The sequence below is a fragment of the Burkholderia lata genome (genome assembly GCF_902499025.1).
GTDB lineage: Bacteria > Pseudomonadota > Gammaproteobacteria > Burkholderiales > Burkholderiaceae > Burkholderia > Burkholderia lata_C.
This window is the reverse complement of sequence record NZ_CABVPW010000003.1, coordinates 64,162-87,297: the sequence shown is the minus strand read 5'-3', so window position 1 is coordinate 87,297 and position 23,136 is coordinate 64,162. Positions and strand designations below refer to the sequence as shown.

The following is a 23,136-nucleotide window of genomic DNA, read 5'->3' as shown; positions in this document are numbered from 1 at the left end:
AAAGGGAGAAAATCGTGCAGTCTCCGGCGACAAAAGGGACGCTCGCACTGGCGGTTCTTGCAGTCTCATTAATAATGGCCGGATGCGCGAGCATGGGCGACAACAAGCCGCAGTCGGCCCGCATCGAGGCGAACGCGCTCGACGCCGGCGCCGCGATCCGTGCGGCCGACCGTGACGCGGGCTGGCCCGCGGCCGACTGGTGGCGCGCCTACCGCGATCCGCAACTCGACGCCTGGATCGCCAACGCCCAGGCCGGCAACCCGACGCTCGCGGCCGCCGAGGCCCGGGTGCGCGAAGCGCAGGCAATGGCGCGCGTGGCCCGCTCGGCCGAGCTGCCGCAGATCAACGGCAACCTGTCGCTGATGCGCGAGCACTGGCCGGACAACGTGTACTACGGCCCGGGCCCGCTCGCGAACGCCGACACCTGGAACAACACCGGCACGCTCGGCCTGTCTTACCACCTCGACCTGTGGGGCAAGGACAAGAACGCGACCGAGCGCGCGCTCGACACCGCGCATGCGACCGCCGCCGACGCGCGTGCGGCCAAGCTCGAGCTCGAAGTCAACGTCGTGCGCGCATACGTGCAGATGTCGATGAACTACGCGTTGCTCGACCTCGCGCACGAAACGTTCGAACGCCAGCGCTCGCTCGCCGATCTCGCGCACAAGCGGCTGCAGGCCGGCCTCGGCACACAGCTCGAAGTGAGTCAGGCGGAATCGACGCTGCCCGACTATGAGCGCCAGATCGACAGCTATGAGGAAGCGATCCAGCTCGCGCGGCATCAGCTCGCGGCGCTGGCCGGCAAGGGCCCGGGCGCGGGCGACGCGATCAAGCGGCCGCAGCTGTCGCTCGACGCGCCGGCCGGCCTGCCGTCGGCGATGCCGGCCGACCTGCTCGGCCGCCGCCCCGACGTCGTCGCGGCCCGCTGGACGGTCGACGCGCAGGCGCGCGGCATCGATGTCGCGAAGGCGTCGTTCTACCCGAACATCGACCTGCTCGCGACGGTCGGCGGCTTCGGCGTGACCGCGCCGTTCACCGACTTCCTGCGCGCAATGAACGGCGGCTGGACGGCCGGCCCCGCGCTGTCGCTGCCGATCTTCGAAGGCGGCCGGCTGCGCGCGCAGCTCGGCGCGGCGAATGCCGGCTACGACCAGGCGGTCGAGCGCTACAACCAGACGATCGTCGGCGCGCTCAAGGACATCGCCGACCAGGTCGTGCGGATCCGCTCGCTCGATACGCAGAAGAAGGACGCCGCGCGTTCGGTGGCCGCCAACGACCGCAGCTACCAGCTGTCGCGCGAAGGCTTCCGCCGCGGGCTGACCGACTACGTGAACGTGCTGGTCGCGCAGCAGCAGCTGCTGCGCGCGCAGGAGACGGCGGCGCGCATCGATGCGGAACGCCTCGCCGCGCACGCGCAGCTGATGGCCGCGCTCGGCGGCGGTGTCGAGACCGGCAAGGACGTGCCGGACGACGAACCCGCCGCGGCGCCGGCCGCCGCATCGGGCGCGAAGTCCGCGGCGGCACTCGCCCGGCCTGCGCAGGTCGCCACCGCCGGCGCGTCCGGCGTGCCGGCCGCACGGTAACGCGGAGCGCCCGCCATGTCAGCCTCCTCCCCCGCTACCACGCACGCCGGCGGTCCGTTCGCGGCCTGGACCGCCGCGTTCGGCGACTGGGCCCGTACCGACGGCGCCGCGTGGCTCTACCTGTTCAAGGCGCTGCTCGCCGCGTTCATCGCGACCGGCGTGTCGATGCGGCTCGACCTGCCCGCGCCGAAGACGGCACTGACGACGGTCTTCATCGTGATGCAGCCGCAAAGCGGCGCGGTGCTCGCGAAGAGCTTCTACCGGGTTGCCGGCACGATCTTCGGGCTCATCGCGACGCTCACGTTCGTCGGGTTGTTTCCGCAGCAGCCGCAGCTGTTCCTGCTGGCGGTCGCGCTGTGGATCGCGCTGTGCACCGCCGGCGCCGCGCGCAACCGCAACTTCCGCAGCTACGGCTTCCTGCTCGCCGGCTATACGACCGCGCTGATCGGCCTGCCCGCGTCGCAACACCCGGACGGTGCGTTCATGAGCGCGATGACGCGCGTCTCCGAGGTCATCATCGGGATCGTGTCGGCCGGTGTCGTCAGCGCGCTCGTGTTTCCGCAATACACGGGCGAGCAAATGCGCACGACGGTGCGCAAGCGCTTCGGCAGCTTCGTCGACTATGTCGCGTCGGCGCTGTCGGGCCAGCTCGACCGCGCGCACATCGAGACCATCCATACGCGCTTCGTCGCCGACGTGGTCGGTTTCGAGGCCGCGCGCAGCATGGCCGTGTTCGAGGATCCCGACACGCGCATGCGCAGCGGCCGCCTCGCGCGGCTGAACAGCGAGTTCATGAGCGCATCGAGCCGCTTCCATGCGCTGCACCAGCTGATGAACCGGCTGCATGCTGCCGGCGCGCAGGCGGCAATCGACGCGATCGAGCCGTACTTCCGCGAGATCGCGCCGCTGCTCACGCGCAACGGCGAACCCGTGCGATCGTCGACCGACGCCGCGCACGCGGCGGAGCAACTGCTCGCGTGGCGCGACGCGCTGCCGCGCCGCATCCGCACGACGCGCGCCGAACTCGAAACCCGGCCGGACTTTCCGCTGCTCGACTTCGACACCGCCGCCGAGCTGCTGTACCGCTTCATCACCGACCTGCAGGAATACGCGGCGACCTATGCGTCGCTGTCGACTGCGACGCACGAACGCGAACGCTGGATCGAGCGCTACGAGCCGCGCACCAACGTGACGGCCATGGTGATCGCGGCGATCCGCACCGCGACCGTGATCCTGCTGCTCGGCTGGTTCTGGATCGAGACCGCATGGCCGAGCGGCGTGACGCTCACGCTGACGGCCGCGGCCACCTGCGCGCTCGCCTCGTCGACGCCACGCCCGACTGCGATGTCCGCGCAGATGGGCATCGGCACGGCGCTCGCCGTGTGCACGGGCTTCCTGCTGATGTTCGGCATCTATCCGCACATCGACGGCTTCCCGTTGCTGTGCGTCGCGCTCGCGCCGCTGCTCGCGATCGGCATCTACATGACGCTGAAGCCGAAGCTCGCGGGCTACGGGATGGGCTACCTGATCTTCTTCTGCTTCCTCGCCGGCCCGGACAGCATCACGCACTATGATCCGATGAGCTTCATGAACGATGCGCTCGCGCTGCTGCTGTCGATGCTGGTTTCGGCGATCGCGTTCGCGGTGCTGTTCCCGCCGACCGCGCCGTGGCTGAAGAAGCGGCTGTTCGCCGACCTGCGCCACCAGGCCGTCGCGGCCGGTCACGCGCGGCTTGCCGGCCTGCGTACGCGCTTCGAGAGCGGTGCGCGCGACCTGATGTACCAGGCGCATACGCTGTCGGCCGACCAGCCCGACGTACAGCGCGACGCGCTGCGCTGGATGTTCGCGGTGCTCGAAACCGGCAACGCGACGATCGACCTGCGCCACGAACTGGCAACGCTGCCGCCCGACCCGCGCTATGCACCGGCGATGCCGTGGCGACGCGCGATCGAGACGATGCGCACCGCGCTGTCGGCACTGTTCACGAAACCGGACGCCGCGCGCTTCGATGCCGCGCTCGCCGCGGCGAATGCCGCGATCGACGCGACCCGGCAGACGCTCGACGCGTTCGACCCGACGCGCGAGGAGCGCCACCGGCTGCAGCGGATCCTGAGCCACCTGCATTTCGTGCGGACCGCGCTGCTCGATCCGGAATCGCCGCTCGAGCCGCTCAACCGCAATCGCCCCGTGCGTCCCCAACCAGGAGCCTCGTCATGATGCCGCGTGAAATCGCCATTCTCGATGCCTACATGCCCACGGTGGTGCTGATGTTCGTCTTGGGCGCGCTCGCGACCTGGGCCGTCGACCGCCTGCTCGCCTATACGGGCCTCTACCGTCTCGTCTGGCACCCGTCGCTGTTCCGGGCCTGCCTTCTCGTCTGCATTTGCGGCGGACTGAGTCTTGCCGTTTACCGTTGATTCCGAACCATCATGATTCTCAGAAAACTCTTCGGCTTCGTCGCGACCGCCGTCATCCTTCTCGTCGCGATCCTGATCGGGCGCTCGCTGTGGGTGCACTACATGGACGACCCGTGGACGCGCGACGGGCGCGTGCGCGCCGAGATCGTCAACGTCGCGCCCGACGTGTCGGGCGCGATCGTCGAGCTGCCCGTGCATGACAACCAGCTCGTCAAGAAAGGCGACCTGATCATGCAGATCGACCCGTCGCACTATCAGATCGCGGTCGAGCAGGCGCAAGCGGCCGTCGCCGCCCGCCGTGCGGAACTGCAGATGCGCCGCGACGACGCGGCCCGCCGCGCCGATCTCGATGCGCTCGTCGTGTCGAAGGAAAACCGCGAGAACGCGGCACACAGCGCGTCGAGCGCCGATGCGCAGTACCAGCAGGCGATCGCCGCGCTCGATGCCGCGAAGCTCAACCTCGAGCGCACGCGCGTCGTCGCTCCGGTCGACGGCTACATCACGAACCTGCAGACGTTCAAGGGCAACTACGCGGTGGCCGGCCAGGCGAAGCTCGCGATCGTCGACAGCCACTCGTTCTGGGTCTACGGCTACTTCGAGGAAACCAAGTTGCCGCGCGTGAAGATCGGCGCGCCGGCCGAGATGCGGCTGATGAGCGGCGGCGTGATGAAGGGCCACGTCGAAAGCATTTCGCGCGGCATCTACGATCGCGACAACCCGCAAAGCCGCGACCTCGTCGCGGACGTGAACCCGACCTTCAACTGGGTGCGCCTCGCGCAGCGCGTGCCGGTGCGCATCAAGATCGACGACGTGCCGGCCGACGTGGTGCTGTCGGCAGGCACGACCTGCACGGTCATCATCGATCCCGACAAGCAGAAAAAGTCGTAAGCGTGGTACGGCCGGGCGGCACCCCGCCCGGCTGCGTCATTCCCAGAAGAACCGGTAAGGCAGGAACGGCGACGGGCCAAGCCCCGATTCGCCAAGCATGTTGCGCAAGCGCATCGCGAAGCCAATGGCGCCGATCACGACGAGCGCGGCGATCACATACTGGCGCCGCACGGTCGGCACGCGTTGCAGCGGCACGAACTGGCAGCTCATGGCGAACAGCACGAGCCACTGGAAGCGCAGCCCCGCATAGCTGACCCGTGCGAGCGCGAAACTCGCGATCTCGCACAAGAACAGGAACACGAGCGTGCGCGGCATGCGAGCAAGCAGCACCCAGCCGGCCGCGAGGGTCAGCAGCGCGAGCACGAGCGGCGCGCTGCCCGACATTTGCGCCGGCGGCGTGAACGTCGCATAGAGGCCGAATTTCGCCAGCAGCGCGTCGTGATGCATCGCGAACAGCGCGCCGCCGATCGCGAACGCCAGCCCCGCATAGCGCAACAGCTTCAGCCGCCGCACCTGCAGCAGCACGACGAGCAGCACTGCCGACACGTGCATGCCGGCAGCCGCGGCAGTCAGTGCGATCGACGTGCCATGCCGCCTGCGCGCCCACGCGTCCGACGCGATCTTGGCCGCGCAGAACGCCAGACCGTAGCGCAACCCGCTCATCGCCATGTCGTAGAAGAACAGCGGAAAGATCAGCGTGGCAAACACGCACGCGTCTTCGGCCGTCCGCCCGAACGCGACGACACATGCGATGACGATCAGCAGTGACAGGATCGCCGTCACGATGCGCGGATCGTGCCCGACCCATTCGAGCGCGCGCACGAGCCACACGAAGCCAGGCTCGAGCGTGCGCGGCACGACCTTCAGGTTGCCGCTCCAGATGCCGGCGATGATGTTCTGGTAAATCGCCGTGTCGGTGCCCGTTCGGCCGCGCAGCACGGCGAACGTGGCGGCCGGTGCGATACCGGCCGCGAGCCATCGCCACGCAGGCATGCGCGTACGCAGGCCGATCGCGGCGGAGACGAGCATGCACAGGTATCCGCTCAGGTAAATCGTCGTTGTCATTGTTATGAATGGCCCGCTCGCGAGCGGCCGCACCGGTGTCGATGCGCGCCGCAGGTTCTGCCCCCAATTGCGTGAAAACGCATTGTAGGGGATTGCGCGCCACGTGACTGCCGGTTTTGTCAACGAACAACGGACGAGCGGCGGAATGCGCGCGGCGCGGGTGGCCAGCCCGCGACCGCGCGGCGCTCAGGCCGCGATGCGAAAACGCCCGACCAGCGATTTCAACGCCTGCGCCTGCTCGTCGAGCGCATTCGCAGCGGCAGCCGCCTGCTCGACGAGTGCCGCGTTCTGCTGGGTGCCGGCGTCCATCTGCGTGACCGCGCGGCCGATTTCGTCGATCCCGGCGCTCTGCTCGTCCGATGCTGCGGAAATTTCGCCGATGATGTCAGTCACGCGCTTGACCGCGCGCACGACGTCGCCCATCGTGCGACCCGCATCGTGCGCGAGCGCCGCACCGTTCGCGACGCGCTCGACCGACGCGCCGATCAGCGCGCGGATCTCCTTCGCCGCGGTCGCCGCGCGCTGCGCGAGCAGGCGGACCTCGCCCGCGACCACCGAGAAGCCGCGCCCCTGCTCGCCGGCACGCGCGGCTTCGACCGCTGCGTTCAACGCGAGAATGTTGGTCTGGAATGCGATCCCCTCGATCGTGCCGATGATGTCGCGGATATTCTTCGCGCTGTCGTCGATCTCGCTCATCGTCGCCACCACACGCCCGACGACTTCCCCGCCCGTCTCCGCGACGGCCGACGCATTGGCCGCGAGCGAGCTCGCCTGCCGCGCGTTCTCGGCGTTCTGCCGTACGGTCGACGTGAGCTGCTCCATGCTGGCCGCGGTGCGCTCGAGCGCGACGGCCTGCTGCTCGGTGCGCTTCGACAGGTCGAGATTACCGGTGGAGATCTCGCCCGACGCGGCCGCGATCGCCTCGGCGCTGACGGCGATCTCGCCGACGGTCGCCGCGAGTCCCGTCTGCATCTCGGCGAGCGCACGCACCATGCTGTCGCGGTCGTGCCGGCCCAGCTTGATCGGACGCGTCAGGTCGCCGCGCGCGATGTCCGCGGCGATCGCCTTCGCATGCGCGGGCTCGCCGCCGAGCTGCGATGCGAGACGGCGTACGACGCGCTCGGCGATCACGATCGCGAGCACGATCAGCGCAACCGTCATCCCCGCGATCATCGCGAACGACGACGAGAAAATGGTGGCGGACGCATCGAGCGTCGCCTTCGACTTCGCGCCGCGCGTCTTCACGAGTTCGGCGACGATTTTCTCGAGCTTGCCGGTTTCGACCAGCAGCGACACGTCCTGCGTACCGACCTGCCAGTTCATCTGCGACAGGTCGAGCGGCTGCGCGCGCACGAGTTCGACGAAATCGCGCAGATGCGCGCTCCACGTGCCGACCGCCGTCGAGAATGCGCGCAGCCGCGCCGAATCGTCGGCATCGGCCGGATCCGCGTAGCGCTGCAGCGTGCCGAGCGCCTGGCCGATCGACGTGAGCCCCGCGCCAACCTCCGCGCCCAGTTCGTCGCGCTCCTTCGCCGTGGTCGCAGTCAACAGCATCTTCTGCGCACGGCTCGCGCGCAGCACTTCGGCCCGCACCTCCTCGGCCGCACGACTCGCGACGTGGCCCTGTTCGTAGACCGACGCGATCGACGCATTCAGCCGGCTGATCTGCCACAGCGAAAACATGCCGATCGCCAGCGTGCCGGCCAGCAGGATCGCGAATGCGGCGCGCAACGTCGCCTTGACGGTCCACGGCCGGCGCTCGCGACGCGTCGCCCGCAGGCGCCGTGCGGTGCGACCGGCGGCAACGTCGGGTGCGGCGGCGGCCGCACCTGGCTGTGGATGCAAAGATGCTGCTTTCATCGAACTATCCCCGTATTGATCACGCGGCCGGAAAGGTCGGTCCCGGCGTTCCCGCGATGGCTGGCCATGCCGCGCGTCCTGCGCCCGCACGGCGGATAGCCGGTGCCGGGCGCGGCGCGCCTGTTGTCATTGGGTCGTTCTACGGCCGCCACCGCCGTTTCTTGAGTCCGGTAAACCACGCATCGGCCCCAGGCGCCCCCTCCGCTGACGGGCAGGCGCGCCGCCAGCGTTATACCCGGTCAAAAAAATGCGCACCGTGCGATCCGTCAGATGAATGTCCGATTCACGACAAAACTTGTCCTGACATTCTCAATACGCCACATTACACTTCTTTGACGCAGCAACGATTCAAGACGCGCCGATCCCCAGCAGAGCGCGCCCGCCACCTCAACTCGTTCAGCTCTCACATGGAAACCAGCCTCGACACCGGCTCCGCCGGCGCAGCCACCGCCCAGCCGTCCGCGCCACCCGTCGCCCGCACCGTCTACCCGGTGCTCGGCGCGATCAGCTTCTCGCACATGCTCAACGACATGATCCAGTCGTTGATCCTCGCGATCTATCCGATGCTCAAGAGCCAGTTCGCGCTGTCGTTCGCGCAGATCGGCCTGATCACGCTCACCTACCAGATCACCGCTTCGCTGCTGCAGCCGCTCATCGGCCTCTATACCGACAAGCGTCCGAAACCGTATTCGCTGCCGGTCGGCATGGGCTTCACGCTCGCCGGGCTGCTGCTAATGTCGGTCGCGACGAGTTTCCCGATGCTGCTGGTGGCCGCGGCGCTCGTCGGCTGCGGCTCGTCGGTGTTCCACCCCGAATCGTCGCGTGTTGCGCGGATGGCGTCGGGCGGCCAGCACGGGCTCGCGCAGTCGGTGTTCCAGGTCGGCGGCAACGCGGGTTCCGCGCTCGGGCCGCTGCTTGCCGCGCTCGTGATCATTCCGCACGGCCAGCACAGCATCGCGTGGTTCTCGGCGGCCGCGCTCGTCGCGATGATCGTGCTCACGCAGATCGGCCACTGGTACAAGAAGCATCCGTCGATGAAGAAGAAGGCCGCGGCGACCGGCCACCCGACGCTGTCGCGCGGCCGCGTGATGGGTGCGATCGGCGTGCTGGTGCTGCTCGTGTTCTCGAAGTACTTCTACCTCGCGAGCATCAACAGCTATTTCACGTTCTACCTGATCGACAAGTTCCACCTGTCGGTGCAGGCCGCGCAGATCCACCTGTTCGTGTTCCTCGCGGCCGTGGCGGCCGGCACGCTGATCGGCGGGCCGGTGGGCGACCGGATCGGCCGCAAGTACGTGATCTGGGTGTCGATCCTCGGCGTCGCGCCGTTCACACTGCTGCTGCCGTACGCGAACCTGTTCTGGACCAGCGTGCTGACCGTGATCATCGGCATCGTGCTGGCATCGGCGTTCGCCGCGATCCTCGTCTACGCGACGGAGCTGATGCCGGGCAAGGTCGGGATGGTCGCGGGGCTGTTCTTCGGCTTCGCGTTCGGCCTCGGCGGGGTCGGCGCGGCCGTGCTCGGCCAGCTCGCCGACGCGACGAGCATCACGTTCGTCTACAAGGTGTGCTCGTTCCTGCCACTGATCGGCGTGCTGACGGTGTTCCTGCCGAACCTCGAAAGCAGCCGGCGCAAGAAGGCGTGACGAGGCGGCCGCGGCGTGCGCGCCGCGGCCGGTCGAACGGCTCGAATGAAGGAATGAAGAAAACGACGGCGGCTTCAGGCCGCCGTCGTCGCATGCAGCGTCAGGAAGCGCTTGAGGATGCCGGACGAATAGCTGCTCGCGATCGCCGACAGGAAGTGCGAGAACGACTGCGTCGCGTGATCGTCGGCCGTATCGGAGATCGTACGCACGAGCGCGAACGGCACGTCGTGCTCCGCGCATACCTGCGCGATCGCGGCGCCTTCCATTTCGACCGCGAGCGCATCCGGCAGCGCGTCGCGCAGCGCGACGACCTCGCGCTCGCTCGACACGAAGCGATCGCCGCTGATGATGAGACCGGCATGCAGCGTCGCACCGGCCAGGCCGAAGCGCGCGGCGAACTGCGCGCCCTCTTCCGCGACGAATGCCGTGCACGCGGCCCGCAAGCGCGCCGTCAGCACCGAGTCCGTTGCGAAACGCGTGATGCCGAGCAGCGGCACTTCGTAGCGCGGAAAGAGCGGCGACGCGTCGAGATCGTGTTGCAGCAACGTATCGGCCACGACGACATCGCCGACGCGCACCGTGCGCGACACGCCACCCGCGACGCCGGTGAACACGACGCCCGACACGCCGAACACGTGGATCAGCGCGCTGACCGTCGCTGCGGCCGCGACCTTGCCGACCCGTGCGAGCGTCACGACGCAGGCCGCGCCGTGCACGGTGCCGACGTGATAATCGCGGCGGCCGAGGGTGACCGTCTTCATCGCGCCGTCGGCGCGCATCGCGGCGATCAGGTCGCCGAGCTCCTCGGGCAGCGCGGCCAGAATGCCGAGCGGGCGGGCCGCAGGCGTCACGTTCATGTCGATGCCCATCATTCCACCGCCTGCAGTTTCGCGACCGCGAGCGCGAGCCACTTCTCGCCGTGCCGCTTGAATTTCACCTGCGCCTTCGCATCGGTGCCGTTGCCTTCGAGCGCGGTAACCGTACCTTCGCCGAACTTGGTGTGGAACACCTGCTGGCCGACCCGGAAGCCGGTGTCGGCCGCGCGCTGCTTGTTCGCGAACGCGGGCAGCGGCGCGGAGACGGCCGGGTCGACGATCTGCTCGCGGCTGCCGCCGCCCGGCCGCGCGAACCAGTCGCGCCCGTACCCGGCGTTGTCCGACCGGCCGCCCCAGCGCGAACCGGCCTCGACCTTCGGCGTCAGCCACTTGAGCACGTGTTCGGGCAGTTCGTCGAAGAAGCGCGAGCGCACGTTGTAGCGCGTCTGGCCGTGCAGCATCCGGCTCTGCGCGAACGACAGGTAGAGCCGCTCCTTCGCGCGCGTGATCGCGACGTACATCAGCCGGCGCTCTTCCTCGAGGCCGTCCGATTCGAGCACGCTGTTCTCGTGCGGGAACAGCCCTTCCTCGAGGCCCGTGATGAACACCGCCGAGAATTCGAGCCCCTTCGCCGCGTGCACCGTCATCAGCTGCACGGCGTCCTGCCCGGCCTGCGCCTGGTTGTCGCCTGCCTCCAGCGACGCATGCGACAGGAAGCCGGCAAGCGGCGTCATCGTGTCGGGGTTCTGTGCCGGGTCGGCGGGCGATACCGGATCGAGCACGTCGACCGCCGGATCGTCCGTCGCGGTGCCGAGCTCGGGCGCCGCGATCGCACCCGCGCGCAGCGGAATCGAACGGGCCGGCGTGTCGAGCCCGTAGCCTTCCTCGGCGATGAACGCGGTGGCCGCGTTCACGAGTTCCTGCAAGTTCTCGAGACGGTCCTGGCCTTCGCGCTCGCCCTGGTAGAAATCGGCGAGGCCGCTGGCGCGCACGATGTGCTCGACGGTGTCGGGCAGGTTCATCTGCTGCGTGTCGGCGCGCATCTTCGCGACCAGGTTCGCGAACCCGCCGAGGCTCGTGCCGGCCTTGCCCGTCACGTACGGAATCGCGGCGGCCATCGAGCAGCCGTACAGGCGCGCGGCGTCGGCCAACTGCTCGATCGAGCGCGCGCCGATGCCGCGAGTCGGGAAGTTCACGACGCGCACGAACGCGGTATCGTCGTTCGGGTTGTCGATCAGGCGCAGGTACGCGAGCGCGTGCTTCACTTCCTGGCGCTCGAAGAAGCGCAGGCCGCCGTACACGCGGTACGGGATGCCCGACGACATCAGCGTGTGCTCGATCGAGCGCGACTGCGCGTTGCTGCGATACAGGACGGCCACTTCGCTGCGCGCCATCCCGGTGTTGATCAGCGAGCGGATCTCCTCGACGATCCAGCCGGCTTCCTGCGAATCGGTGCTCGCCTCGTACACGCGCACGGGCTCGCCGTGACCCGCGTCGGTGCGCAGGTTCTTGCCGAGGCGGTGTGCGTTGTTCGAGATCAGCTGGTTCGCCGCGTCGAGGATGTTGCCGTGCGACCGGTAGTTCTGCTCGAGCTTGATCAGGTTGCGCACGCGGAATTCGTCTTCGAAGTCGCGCATGTTGCCGACGTTCGCACCGCGGAACGCGTAGATCGACTGGTCGTCGTCGCCGACCGCGAAGATCGCGTTCTCGCCGCCCGCGAGCATCTTGAGCCACGCGTACTGCAGCTTGTTGGTGTCCTGGAACTCGTCGACGAGGATGTGCCGGAAGCGCGCCTGGTAGTGCGCGCGCAGCGGTGCGTTGTACGCGAGCAGTTCATAGCAGCGCAGCAGCAGCTCGGGGAAATCGACGACGCCCTCGCGCTGGCACTGCTGGTCGTACGCCTGGTACAGCTCGACGAACTTGCGGTTGAAGTTGTCGGTCGCGTCGACCTTGTCGGGACGCAGCCCCTGCTCCTTCGCGTTGTTGATGAAGTACTGCACGTTCTTCGGCGGGTACTTCTCGTCGTCGACGTTCGCCGCCTTCATCAGCCGCTTGATCGCGGACAGCTGGTCGGCGGTGTCGAGGATCTGGAAGGTTTGCGGCAGGCCGGCGTCGCGCCAGTGCGTGCGCAGCATCCGGTTGCACAGGCCGTGGAACGTACCGATCCACATCCCGCGCGTGTCGATCGGCATCATCGCCGACAGGCGCGCCATCATCTCGCGCGCGGCCTTGTTCGTGAAGGTCACGGCGAGCACGGTGGGCGGCGATGCGTAACCCTGCTGGATCAGCCACGCGATGCGGGTGATCAGCACGCGGGTCTTGCCGCTGCCCGCCCCTGCGAGGATCAGCGCCGGTTCGTTCGGCAACGTGACGGCGGCGAGTTGTTCGGGGTTCAGATTGGCGAGCAGATCGGGCATGGAGCGGCGGCGGACGAGCGAGAAAAATGCGGACCCGACATTATAAGTCGGCCGCGCGATGCCGTTCCCGATCCGTTCAACCGCACGTCGCAGGCACGCGGCGACCGCGCCGCGACGGGCCCGCGCCGGCAACGCGATGGCTGCTCGATGTGCATCCATTTATAATTGTCAGATTCGGCATCCAATTCACGCATTTTTCGGCAGATTTCCAACATGAGCGACAACACGCTTGCGAAGAGTTTCGAGCCCCACACCATCGAGTCCCAATGGGGGCCGGAGTGGGAAAAGCGCGGTTATGCGGCCCCGGCATTCGACCCGGCCCGCCCCGATTTCTCGATCCAGTTGCCGCCGCCGAACGTGACGGGCACGCTGCACATGGGCCACGCGTTCAACCAGACGATCATGGACGGCCTCACCCGCTACCACCGGATGCTCGGCGAGAACACGCTGTGGGTGCCGGGCACCGACCACGCGGGGATCGCGACCCAGATCGTCGTCGAGCGCCAGCTCGACGCGCAGGGCGTGTCGCGCCACGACCTCGGCCGCGAGAAGTTCGTCGAGCGCGTGTGGGAATGGAAGGAAAAATCGGGTTCGACGATTACCGGCCAGGTACGCCGCCTCGGCGCGTCGCCCGACTGGTCGCGCGAATACTTCACGATGGACGACAAGATGTCGGCCGCCGTGCGCGACGTGTTCGTTACGCTCCATGAACAGGGCCTGATCTACCGCGGCAAGCGCCTCGTCAACTGGGATCCGGTGCTGCTGACCGCCGTGTCGGACCTCGAAGTCGTGAGCGAAGAGGAAAACGGCCACCTGTGGCACATCCGCTACCCGCTCGTCGACGGCTCGGGCTCGCTGACCGTCGCCACGACGCGTCCGGAAACGATGCTCGGCGACGTCGCGCTGATGGTCCACCCGGAAGACGAGCGCTACGCGCACCTGATCGGCAAGCTCGTCACGCTGCCGCTGACGGGCCGCGAAATTCCGGTGATCGCCGACGACTACGTCGACCGCGAGTTCGGCACGGGCGTCGTGAAGGTCACGCCCGCGCACGACTTCAACGACTACCAGGTCGGCCAGCGCCACAAGATCGCGCCGATCGAGATCCTGACGCTCGACGCGAAGATCAACGACAACGGCCCCGAGCAGTACCGCGGCCTCGACCGCTTCGACGCGCGCAAGGCGATCGTCGCCGACCTCGATGCCGAGGGCTTCCTCGACTCGGTGAAGCCGCACAAGCTGATGGTGCCGCGCGGCGACCGCACGGGCGTCGTGATCGAGCCGATGCTGACCGACCAGTGGTTCGTCGCGATGACGAAGCCGGCGCCGGAAGGCACGTTCAATCCGGGCAAGTCGATCACGGAAACGTCGCTCGACGTCGTGCGCAACGGCCAGATCAAGTTCGTCCCGGAAAACTGGACGACCACCTATTACCAGTGGCTCGAGAACATCCAGGACTGGTGCATCTCGCGCCAGCTGTGGTGGGGTCACCAGATTCCCGCGTGGTACGGCGAAAACGGCGAGGTGTTCGTCGCGCGCAACGAAGAAGACGCCCGTGCGAAGGCCGACGCGCAAGGCTATACGGGCGCGCTCAAGCGTGACGAAGACGTGCTCGACACGTGGTTCTCGTCGGCGCTCGTGCCGTTCTCGTCGCTCGGCTGGCCGAACGAAACGCCGGAACTGAAGCACTTCCTGCCGTCGTCGGTGCTCGTCACGGGCTTCGACATCATCTTCTTCTGGGTCGCCCGGATGGTGATGATGACCACGCACTTCACGGGCAAGGTGCCGTTCCACACCGTGTACGTGCACGGCCTCGTGCGCGACGCGGAAGGCCAGAAGATGTCGAAGAGCAAGGGCAACACGCTCGACCCGATCGACATCGTCGACGGCATCGACCTCGACACGCTGGTCGCGAAACGCACGACGGGCCTGATGAACCCGAAGCAGGCCGCGACGATCGAGAAGAAGACCCGCAAGGAATTCCCGGACGGCATCGCCGCGTTCGGCACCGATGCGCTGCGCTTCACGATGGCGTCGATGGCGACGCTCGGCCGCAACGTGAACTTCGACCTCGCGCGCTGCGAAGGCTATCGCAACTTCTGCAACAAGCTGTGGAACGCCACGCGCTTCGTGCTGATGAACTGCGAAGGCCACGACTGCGGCAGCGACAAGCCGGAAGTCTGCGGCGCGGGCGATTGCGGCCCGGGCGGCTACCTCGACTTCTCGGCGGCCGACCGCTGGATCGTGTCGCTGCTGCAGCGCACCGAGGCCGACATCGCGAAGGGCTTCGCCGATTACCGCTTCGACAACATCGCAAGCGGCATCTACAAGTTCGTGTGGGACGAGTACTGCGACTGGTATCTCGAACTCGCCAAGGTGCAGATCCAGAACGGCACGCCGGAACAGCAGCGCGCGACGCGTCGCACGCTGTTGCGCGTGCTCGAAACGGTGCTGCGCCTCGCGCACCCGATCATCCCGTTCATCACCGAAGCGCTCTGGCAGAAGGTCGCGCCGCTGGCCGGTCGTTATCCGCAGGGCAAGGCCGAGGGCGAAGCGTCGCTGATGACGCAGGCGTACCCGATCGCGAACCTGCAGAAGATCGACGAGGCGTCCGAGCAGTGGGCGGCCGACCTGAAGGCGATCGTCGACGCGTGCCGCAACCTGCGCGGCGAGATGAACCTGTCGCCGGCCACCAAGGTGCCGCTGCTCGCAGCCGGCGATGCCGAGCGCCTGCGCTCGTTCGCGCCGTACGTTCAGGCCCTCGCGCGCCTGTCGGAAGTGCAGATCCTCGCGGACGAAGCGACGCTCGACAAGGAAGCGCACGGCGCGCCGATCGCGATCGTCGGGCCGAACAAGCTGGTGCTGAAGGTCGAGATCGACGTCGCGGCCGAACGCGAGCGCCTGTCGAAGGAAATCACGCGCCTGACGGGCGAGATCACGAAGTGCAATGCAAAGCTCGGCAACGAGGCATTCGTCGCGAAAGCGCCGCCGGCCGTGGTCGAACAGGAGCAGAAGCGCGTCGCGGAATTCCAGAGCACGCTCGAGAAACTGCGCGCGCAGCTCGATCGGTTGCCTGCGTAACAAAGGGTAAGGTCGTTTGCGTTCACTATAATGGGGACGTGAACATAGACCATCTGACAAGTCGATTACAGGAATAAAGGTTCGATCATGTTGAAAGTTACCAAGGCGGTGTTCCCCGTGGCCGGTCTCGGCACGCGGTTCCTCCCGGCAACGAAGGCGAGCCCGAAGGAAATGCTGCCGGTCGTCGACAAGCCGCTGATCCAGTACGCGGTCGAGGAAGCGATCGCCGCCGGCATTACCGAGATGATCTTCGTCACCGGGCGCAGCAAGCGCGCGATCGAGGATCACTTCGACAAGTCGTACGAGATCGAGGCCGAACTCGAGGCGCGCGGCAAGGAAAAGCTGCTCGAGCTCGTGCGCAGCATCAAGCCGAGCCATGTCGACTGCTTCTACGTGCGCCAGCCGGAAGCGCTCGGCCTCGGTCATGCGGTGCTGTGCGCGGAAAAGCTCGTGGCCGACAACCCTTTCGCGGTGATCCTCGCCGACGACCTGCTCGACGGCAACCCGCCCGTGATGAAGCAGATGGTCGACGTGTTCGACCACTATCACAGCTCGGTGATCGGCGTCGAAGAGATCCCGCCGTCGGAGACGAAGTCGTACGGGATCGTCGACGGCAAGGAGTGGGAAGAGTCGATCGTCAAGATGTCGGCGATCGTCGAAAAGCCGGCGCCGGAAGTCGCGCCGTCGAACCTCGGCGTGGTCGGCCGCTACATCCTGAAGCCGCGGATCTTCGAGCACCTGCGTGCGCTGAAGCCCGGCGCGGGCGGCGAATTGCAGCTCACCGACGCGATCCAGGCACTGCTCGCCGATGAGCAAGTGCTGGCCTACAAGTACCAGGGCACGCGCTACGATTGCGGCAGCAAGCTCGGCTACCTGAAGGCGACGGTCGAATTCGCGCTGCGCCACGCGGAAGTCGGCGCGGAATTCGACGCGTACCTGCGCGCGCGCGACGGCGCACACCCCACCGACTGAACGCGGCAAGGGCACCAGGGCTCACTCCGGCGAGCCCGCCCTCACCTCACCGGCCGACGCTCAGCGCGCTTCGGCCGGCTTCACCGAGACGACGCCCGGCATCCCGCCCGCGTCGTCTTTTTTCGTCTTGACGAGCCAGCCCCCGCCGTCGCCGAACGGCACCTTCGCCAGCGCGCTCTTCACGAGTGCCGGCGCGGCCTGCTGCGTGCCGGGATCGCGATCGCGCAGCGCGGCCGATACGCGGTAGACGTCGGCACCCGATTTCGCGTCGACGAAACGCAGCGTCAGCACATGGCGATACACGCGGCCCATGAACGGCAGCGCGAACGGCGCCGGCCCGTCGACCGTCACGCATGCACTGCTCGCGGCACCGCATCCGTCGGCGATCGCCGCGACCGAAGCCGGCTGCGTCGCATACGCGATCGACAGCCGGTAGCGCGCGGCCGCGAGCGGCTTCGCATCGAAGCCGCGGTGCGCGAGTTCGTCGCGCACGAGCGTCTCGATCTGCCGGTATTCGGCATCATTGGCCTGCGTGGCCGTCCGCACGAAATCGTAGCCGTGCGCATCGGATGCGAACGCGTTCGGCTGCCCGACCGCACTCACGCCGCTCGTCACGCCGGCGCAACCCGTCAACAGCGACGCCGCCAGCGCGGTCGCTGCCCATTCCTTTCTCATGGCTTTCCCCAAATGCCTGCCGTCACGCCCGGCCCTGTCAGGCGGACGGCTCGTCGATCGCGGGCAACGACACCGTCACCGCGGTGCCGACACCCACCTCGCTGTCGACCGACACGCTGCCCCCATGGCGCGTGACGACCGTCTTCACGAATGCCATGCCGAGCCCGGAGCCCGAGATCTCGGGCCGCTCGCCGGCATGGAACCGCTTGAAACGCTCGAACAGATGCCGCTGATCTTCCGGCGCAATGCCGTATCCCTGATCGCGAATCGTACAGAACATCCGCTTCGACGCGTGCTCGACCGCCAGCGTACACGTGATCACCGTATCGGACGGACTGTATTTGACTGCATTGTTCAGCAGGTTCACGAACGCGCGCGTGATCAGCGAGCGGTCCGCGCGCACCCAGCACATGTCGGTGCCGACGTCGGTGTCGACGCGGATGTGCTTCGCCTGCGCCTGCGGCCATACCTCGTCGCTCGCATCGATCAGCACGTCGACGAGGCTCGTCGCTTCCAGCTGGTACACCTGCGACTCCGCGCGCGCCAGCTGCACGAACTCGTCGGCCAGCGACAGCGCGCGGTGCGCATAGCGCTCGATCCGCGCGAGCAGCCCGCGCATCGCGTCGGTGTCGGCGCGATCGCGCTCGATTTCGACGAGCGCGAGAATCGACGACTGCGGCGAACGCATGTCGTGCGACAGCAGGTGCAGCGCTTCCTCGCGCTGCCGCTCGGCCGCGTGCAGTTCGGTCACGTCGACGAGGCCGGCGATCCAGCCCGTCACGCGGCCCTGCGCGTTCGTACAAGCCGCGTAGCGTAGCAGATGGTCGAGCCCGTCGCGATCGCGCACCTCGATGCCGCGCGCCATCGCGTCGTGTTCGGCCTCGAGCGTCGGGTCGAGCACGGCCGGCCAGTGCTCGCGGATTGCCACCTCGTGTTCGGCGTTGCCGTCGACGGTCTTCATGAACGTCAGCTCGCCGAGCGCGGTGCGCAGCGGCCGCCCTTCCGGCAGCGGCAGCGCGAGGCGTGACCCGTAGCGCTTGGCCGCATGGTTCGCGATCAGCACGGTGCCGGCCAGGTCGGTCACGAAGATCGGCTCGGGCATGCTGTCGAGGCTGTCCCACACGAAGCGCTTCATGTCCTGCACGCGCTGCGCGGCCTGCGCCATCAGCGCCATCTGCCGTTCGAGCACGTCGCCGCCGACGCTGCGCGTGCGCGGCGCCTCGGGCAGCAGGTGCGGCTCGTCGGCGAGCCGCTGCAGCTCGCGGCGCAGGTACGACATCGTCATTTCCAGGCGTCGCCAGTTCCAGATCGGGTAGACCGCGACCAGCCCGAAGATCGCGGGCGCCGGCGACAGCCAGATGCGCGCCTCGAACAGCAGCGCCATGCTCGCGATGACCGACAGCGCGGCAAGGCTCAGCGTCAGCAGCAGCGCGCGCCACGGCGACAGCATCAGGAAACCGCCCAGCAACGCGGCGAGCGGCAGCAGCGACGCGGCGAACAGCCCGGCGCGCGACGCGGGCGAGATCGCGCTGCCGGTCGCCAGCATGTCGAGCACGTTCGCATGGATATAGACGCCGGCGAGCGGCCCGAACTCGCCGGATACGGGTGTGGCGAAGCGGTCGTACAGCCCCGACGCCGTCACGCCGACGACGACGATCTTGCCGCGCAGCGCGTCGGGCTTCACGCGCCCTTCGAGCACGTCGTCGAATGACAGCGTCGGATACGCGGGCGTGTTGCGGCTGAACGGGATCAGGTAGCGGCCCTCGCCAGTCGCGTCGCGCGACAGGTCGTGCGCGTTCGCGCCCGGTGCGCCGCCGACCGGATGCAGCTGGCCGCCCTGGATCGCGCGATACACGGGCACCATCAGTTGCGGCCAGCGCACGCGGCCGTCGCTTTCGTACAGCGCCACGCTGCGGACGATGCCGTCGCGGTCGACTTCGAGGTTGATGTGGCCGAGCCCGACCGCGCGCGCCGCGAGCGCGGCCACCGGCGGATCGACCACGCGCGTGCCGTCCGCCTGCTCGGGGCTCAGCAGCACGGGCAGGAAGGTCGGCACGTGGCTCATCGCGTCGGCGAATGCGCGATCTTCCGAAGACGGTTCGGTAAACAGCACGTCGTAGACGACGGCGGCCGGCTGCGCACGCGCCAGCGTGTCGAGCAGCCGCGCATGCACGTCGCGCGGCCACGGCCAGCGGCCGAGCGCGGACACGCTCTGGTTGTCGATGTCGACGACGACGACGTCGGGCGACAGCGGCAGGCTGCGCAGCATCAGCAGCCGGTCGTAGACCAGGCCGTCGACGCTCGCCGACAGGCGGCCGACCGCGCACGCGAGGATCACGGCGACCCCGAGGCAGCCGATCGCGATCCATTCGATCAGGAAGCGGCGGCCGAGGTGCCGCCGTGGAGAAACGGAGTCGGGTTTCATGCGCCGCGAATCAGCGCGACAGCGTGAACGCGCTGACCGGACTGGTCTTCTCGTAGAACTTGCCGCCTTCGAACTCCTCGACGGTCACGGCCCAGAAATAATCGCCCGGCGGCAGGTGCGCGACGGAGATCTGGCGCGCATGCAGGCCGACCTGGTCGACGACCGGCGCGCTCAGGTCCTTCGAGCGCGACAGCACGAACCGGTAACGCGCATCCTTGCCCGAACCGTTCGGCGACCAGCGGAACTCGTAGCCGCCCGCACCGGGCGACGCGCTCGCGTCGAGCCCCATCACGCGGCGTTCGAACGCATACGTGCGCGGCCGGCCCTCGAGACCGTTCGCATCGATCGCGGCGACCCGCACGAAGTAGTTCCCGTTCGGTACGTCGTGGAACACCGCGCGCGGCGAATCGGTGCGCGTTTCGCGGAACAGGTCGAGCAGCCCCGCGTCGTGCGCGAGCTGCACACGGTACGCATGCGCGTCGGCGAGCGCTGCGACGTCGAACACGACGTCCGGTTCGTCCTGCACCTTGTCGGGATGCGCGAGCGCCGGTGCGGGCAGCAGTTCGACAGGCGCGCCGACCGCGCCCGACGATGTCGCGACGCTACCGAAATTCGCATGCACGAGCGTCGGGCCGGCCGGCTGGCGATCGCCCGCGACGCCGACGGTGCCGTCGAGCACTTCGACGCGCGTCGACGCATTGCCGGCCGCGTCGTAATTCACGCGAAAGTGCGTGCCGCGCACGCCGGCCACGACCGACGGCGAACGGATCTGGAAGCGATCGTCGCGTTTCTTCAGATGGGTGACTTCGCTGTCGACCGAGCCGCGCGTGAGTTCGAACTCACGATCGAGCGTGCCGGTCAGCACCGTGCGGCGCAGCGCCTTCAGGTCGAGCTGGCTGTCGGGCGGCAGGCTCATGTGCGTGCCGTCGGCGAGCTCGAGCGTCACGAAGCCGTTCGGGCCCGTGCGCACGCGGTCGCCCTCGGCGAGCGTCGCATCGTTCGCGAGCGGCACAAAGGCGTCGCCGGACGCGCGTTCGGCCGTGCCCTGCACCGCAATGACGCGCGCGGTCAGCTTTTCCTTGCGCAGACGCGCCACCGGCAGCTTCAACGCAATGCCGGGCTGCAGGTGTTTCGGTGCGGGCACGCCGTTGATCTGCTGAAGCAGTTGCCAGTCGTCCGCGCCCTGCAGGTAGCGCGCGGCGACGTCGTACAGCGTGTCGCCCGCCTGCGTGCGGTAGACGACCATCTTGCCCGCCGCCGCGGGCGGCTGGGCAGCCGCATGCTGCGCGGCGAACGCAAACGCGACCGCGCAGGCTGCGCGCAGCGCGACCGTGCGCAGGTTCGCCGTGCGCTGCGTGATTCCCGTGGTCACTCCGGTTCTCCCTGGCCGACCCGCTCGAGCCGGTAGCCGTAGCCGTAGATCGGCGCGAGGCGATAGCCGTTTTCGGGCCGCAGGCCGAGCTTGGTGCGCAGCATCGAGATGTGCGTATCCATCGTGCGCGACGGGATGTCGGTCGCCTGCTTCCACACGAGATCGAGAATGTGCGCGCGCGACAGCGGCCGGTCGAGGTGCTGGAACAGCAGCAGCGCGAGTTCGAATTCCTTCTGCGTGAGGCTCACGGCCTTGTCGCCGACGTAAGCCTGCTTCAGGTTCACGTCGAAACGGAATTGATCGAATTCGCGAACGGTGGCCTCGGCATTGACCGGATACGCGCGGCGCAGCAGCGAGCCGATGCGCGCGCGCAGGATCGGGCCCGACACGGGCTTGACCACGTAATCGTCGGCGCCGGCGTTGAGGATCTGCGTGATCCCCGCCTCGTCGTCGCGGCTCGTCATGAAGATGATCGGCAGGCTGTGCTCGGTCTGATTGGCACGCACCCACTTCAACACTTCCTCGCCGGACATGTCGGGCACGTTCCAGTCAAGCACCAGCAGATCGAACGTCTCGCGCTGCAGACGCTTCTTCAGGGCCTTGCCTTCCTTGAACGCATAGCACGTATGGCCAACGGCCGTCAGCGTTTGACTGACGAAATCCGTCTGGGCCGGATCGTCATCCAGTACAGCAATTCTCATAGCACCCCGCAAATCGAAATCGATTCGTCCTGTTCAGCTCCCCGCCCCCACCCGGCCGCGCAGCACGCGCGCGGCTTCCGGATACCGGCCGGCGAGCCGTCGTTCGCCGCTCGCGCCACCTGCGCAAACCGGCGACCCCGGCTAAATATCTCAAAAACGGGGCACGGACGAACCGGCGATTTCATCATAGTAGTATGAAATTCGCCAATAAATTGCGCGGACTACCGTCTTTTCTTCGAATAATCCTTCCTGCCGCGCAATCGAGCGCCTAATCGGCGCCCGTGATGCCCGCCACCGGCTCGGCAACATCGTCGGCCGGCACACGCCGCGACAGCGGCTCCGGACGCGCCGGTTGTACCAGCATCCGCTGCAGCTGGCCGCGCACGCGCTCCCACGCGGTGGCCGCGTAGTCCGGCTGGCTCGCCGCCCACGCCTGCGCCAGATCGAACACGCGCTCGATCGTCGCACCGCAGTAGGTCAGGCCCGAGCCGTCGTCCTGCGCGGCATCGCGCAGCCGTTCGTCGAGCCACTCGGCCAGCCACGGCATCTCGGCCGCGGCCGAATCCGCGTAGGCCTCCAGCGCGGCACGCGCGTGGCGATCCTGTTGCGGGTCGAGCTCGATACGGCTCAGTCCCGATACGCTGCGTTCCGCTCCGGACGGACTTCGAATGGTCCCTGGTCTGAAGGACATGTCCTCTCCCCGTTGTACGACGGTAGCGTCAGGCATGGCCCCCGTGCCCGCCGTACGACGTACCGTGGCCGGCGCATCCGCTGGGAGCGGACGACCGGCCGGGTCAGTATACGCAGCCGATCACGAAGCGAGGTTTAAGAATTGTCAGAAAAGTGTGGCCGGCGCCAGGCGCTGCCGGCGCCGTGATGCGAGCCGTCAGCGGCGGCGCATCAGGAACACGAAGGTCTTGTCCTGCGTCGTCGATTCGACGATCTCGTTGCCCGTCTGCTTCGCGAACGCGGCGAAATCGCGCTGCGAGCCCGGATCGGTCGCGAGCACCTTGAGGATTTGCCCGCTTTCCATATCGGCGAGCGCTTTCTTGGCTCGCAGGATCGGCAACGGGCAATTGAGCCCGCGCGCGTCCACTTCCTTGTGAATCTGCATCGGCTGTCGACCTTCGAATGACGCGCCATTCAAGGCGCGGAAAGAAGCGGTGATTTTACCGCAGCGCCGCCGTGCCTGCCCGGTCCGCCAGCGGCCCGACGCCCG

At 67.8% G+C, this 23,136-nt stretch carries 17 protein-coding genes; 7 read left to right on the top strand and 10 right to left on the bottom strand.

Going from position 1 to position 23,136, the window contains the following annotated elements; all coding sequences use genetic code 11:
* The first annotated feature begins 14 nt into the window (after nucleotides 1-14).
* From BDI24065_RS03590 to BDI24065_RS03575, 4 genes are read left to right on the top strand one after another with little or no spacing between them, the layout of a single operon-like run.
* Nucleotides 15-1,583 (top strand): efflux transporter outer membrane subunit, encoded by a 1,569-nt coding sequence (locus BDI24065_RS03590; protein WP_175030047.1) that lies wholly within the window; start codon nucleotides 15-17, stop codon nucleotides 1,581-1,583.
* A 15-nt stretch (nucleotides 1,584-1,598) separates the two neighbouring features.
* A complete protein-coding gene (locus BDI24065_RS03585) occupies nucleotides 1,599-3,800 on the top strand; it encodes an FUSC family protein (RefSeq protein ID WP_175030046.1) in 2,202 nt (733 codons plus the stop codon).
* Nucleotides 3,797-4,000 (top strand): DUF1656 domain-containing protein, encoded by a 204-nt coding sequence (locus BDI24065_RS03580; RefSeq protein WP_011351756.1) that lies wholly within the window; start codon nucleotides 3,797-3,799, stop codon nucleotides 3,998-4,000. The genes BDI24065_RS03585 and BDI24065_RS03580 overlap by 4 nt, the downstream gene beginning before the upstream one ends.
* Nucleotides 4,001-4,012: 12 nt before the next feature.
* On the top strand, nucleotides 4,013-4,888 hold the full coding sequence (locus BDI24065_RS03575) for an efflux RND transporter periplasmic adaptor subunit (RefSeq protein ID WP_011351755.1): 876 nt from the start codon (nucleotides 4,013-4,015) through the stop codon (nucleotides 4,886-4,888).
* Between the two features lie 36 nt (nucleotides 4,889-4,924).
* On the opposite strand, the gene BDI24065_RS03570 is transcribed toward BDI24065_RS03575, so the two are convergent.
* Both BDI24065_RS03570 and BDI24065_RS03565 read right to left on the bottom strand, forming a co-directional pair.
* Complete coding sequence (locus BDI24065_RS03570) at nucleotides 4,925-5,953, bottom strand: EpsG family protein (protein WP_175030045.1); 1,029 nt, start codon at nucleotides 5,951-5,953, stop codon at nucleotides 4,925-4,927.
* Nucleotides 5,954-6,139: 186 nt separating this feature from the next.
* Complete coding sequence (locus BDI24065_RS03565) at nucleotides 6,140-7,813, bottom strand: methyl-accepting chemotaxis protein (RefSeq protein ID WP_175030044.1); 1,674 nt, start codon at nucleotides 7,811-7,813, stop codon at nucleotides 6,140-6,142.
* 407 nt (nucleotides 7,814-8,220) lie between these two features.
* Here BDI24065_RS03565 and BDI24065_RS03560 point away from each other — a divergent pair, with 407 nt between their 5' ends.
* Nucleotides 8,221-9,459, top strand: a complete 1,239-nt coding sequence (locus tag BDI24065_RS03560) for an MFS transporter (protein ID WP_175030043.1) — start codon at nucleotides 8,221-8,223, stop codon at nucleotides 9,457-9,459.
* A gap of 74 nt (nucleotides 9,460-9,533) precedes the next feature.
* Here BDI24065_RS03560 and BDI24065_RS03555 read toward each other — a convergent pair whose 3' ends face one another.
* Together BDI24065_RS03555 and BDI24065_RS03550 are read right to left on the bottom strand one after the other, a co-directional pair.
* The gene (locus BDI24065_RS03555) at nucleotides 9,534-10,331 is read right to left on the bottom strand and encodes a 5'-methylthioadenosine/adenosylhomocysteine nucleosidase (RefSeq protein WP_175030042.1); all 798 of its coding nucleotides are present in this window, start codon (nucleotides 10,329-10,331) and stop codon (nucleotides 9,534-9,536) included.
* Nucleotides 10,328-12,691: a UvrD-helicase domain-containing protein gene (locus BDI24065_RS03550; protein ID WP_175030041.1), complete on the bottom strand. Its 2,364-nt coding sequence runs from the start codon at nucleotides 12,689-12,691 to the stop codon at nucleotides 10,328-10,330. Before BDI24065_RS03550 ends, BDI24065_RS03555 begins: the two co-directional genes overlap by 4 nt.
* A 213-nt stretch (nucleotides 12,692-12,904) precedes the next feature.
* On the opposite strand from BDI24065_RS03550, the gene BDI24065_RS03545 reads away from it, so the two are divergent.
* A complete protein-coding gene (locus tag BDI24065_RS03545; protein ID WP_175030040.1) occupies nucleotides 12,905-15,772 on the top strand; it encodes a valine--tRNA ligase in 2,868 nt (955 codons plus the stop codon).
* 87 nt (nucleotides 15,773-15,859) lie between these two features.
* Complete coding sequence (gene galU, locus BDI24065_RS03540; RefSeq protein WP_175030039.1) at nucleotides 15,860-16,744, top strand: UTP--glucose-1-phosphate uridylyltransferase GalU; 885 nt, start codon at nucleotides 15,860-15,862, stop codon at nucleotides 16,742-16,744.
* Nucleotides 16,745-16,804: 60 nt separating this feature from the next.
* On the opposite strand, the gene BDI24065_RS03535 is transcribed toward galU, so the two are convergent.
* The 6 genes from BDI24065_RS03535 to BDI24065_RS03510 form a co-directional block, all read right to left on the bottom strand.
* The gene (locus BDI24065_RS03535; protein ID WP_175030038.1) at nucleotides 16,805-17,419 is read right to left on the bottom strand and encodes a DUF4136 domain-containing protein; all 615 of its coding nucleotides are present in this window, start codon (nucleotides 17,417-17,419) and stop codon (nucleotides 16,805-16,807) included.
* Nucleotides 17,420-17,456: 37 nt separating this feature from the next.
* On the bottom strand, nucleotides 17,457-19,844 hold the full coding sequence (locus BDI24065_RS03530) for a CHASE2 domain-containing protein (RefSeq protein ID WP_175030037.1): 2,388 nt from the start codon (nucleotides 19,842-19,844) through the stop codon (nucleotides 17,457-17,459).
* A 10-nt stretch (nucleotides 19,845-19,854) separates the two neighbouring features.
* On the bottom strand, nucleotides 19,855-21,216 hold the full coding sequence (locus tag BDI24065_RS03525; RefSeq protein ID WP_175030036.1) for a FecR family protein: 1,362 nt from the start codon (nucleotides 21,214-21,216) through the stop codon (nucleotides 19,855-19,857).
* Nucleotides 21,213-21,917, bottom strand: a complete 705-nt coding sequence (locus tag BDI24065_RS03520; RefSeq protein WP_006490421.1) for a response regulator transcription factor — start codon at nucleotides 21,915-21,917, stop codon at nucleotides 21,213-21,215. Before BDI24065_RS03520 ends, BDI24065_RS03525 begins: the two co-directional genes overlap by 4 nt.
* A 268-nt stretch (nucleotides 21,918-22,185) precedes the next feature.
* Nucleotides 22,186-22,608, bottom strand: coding sequence for a peptidase (locus BDI24065_RS03515; RefSeq protein WP_175030035.1), 423 nt, complete (start codon nucleotides 22,606-22,608; stop codon nucleotides 22,186-22,188).
* Between the two features lie 195 nt (nucleotides 22,609-22,803).
* Nucleotides 22,804-23,031: a sulfurtransferase TusA family protein gene (locus tag BDI24065_RS03510; protein WP_006402122.1), complete on the bottom strand. Its 228-nt coding sequence runs from the start codon at nucleotides 23,029-23,031 to the stop codon at nucleotides 22,804-22,806.
* Between the last annotated feature and the right edge of the window lie 105 nt (nucleotides 23,032-23,136).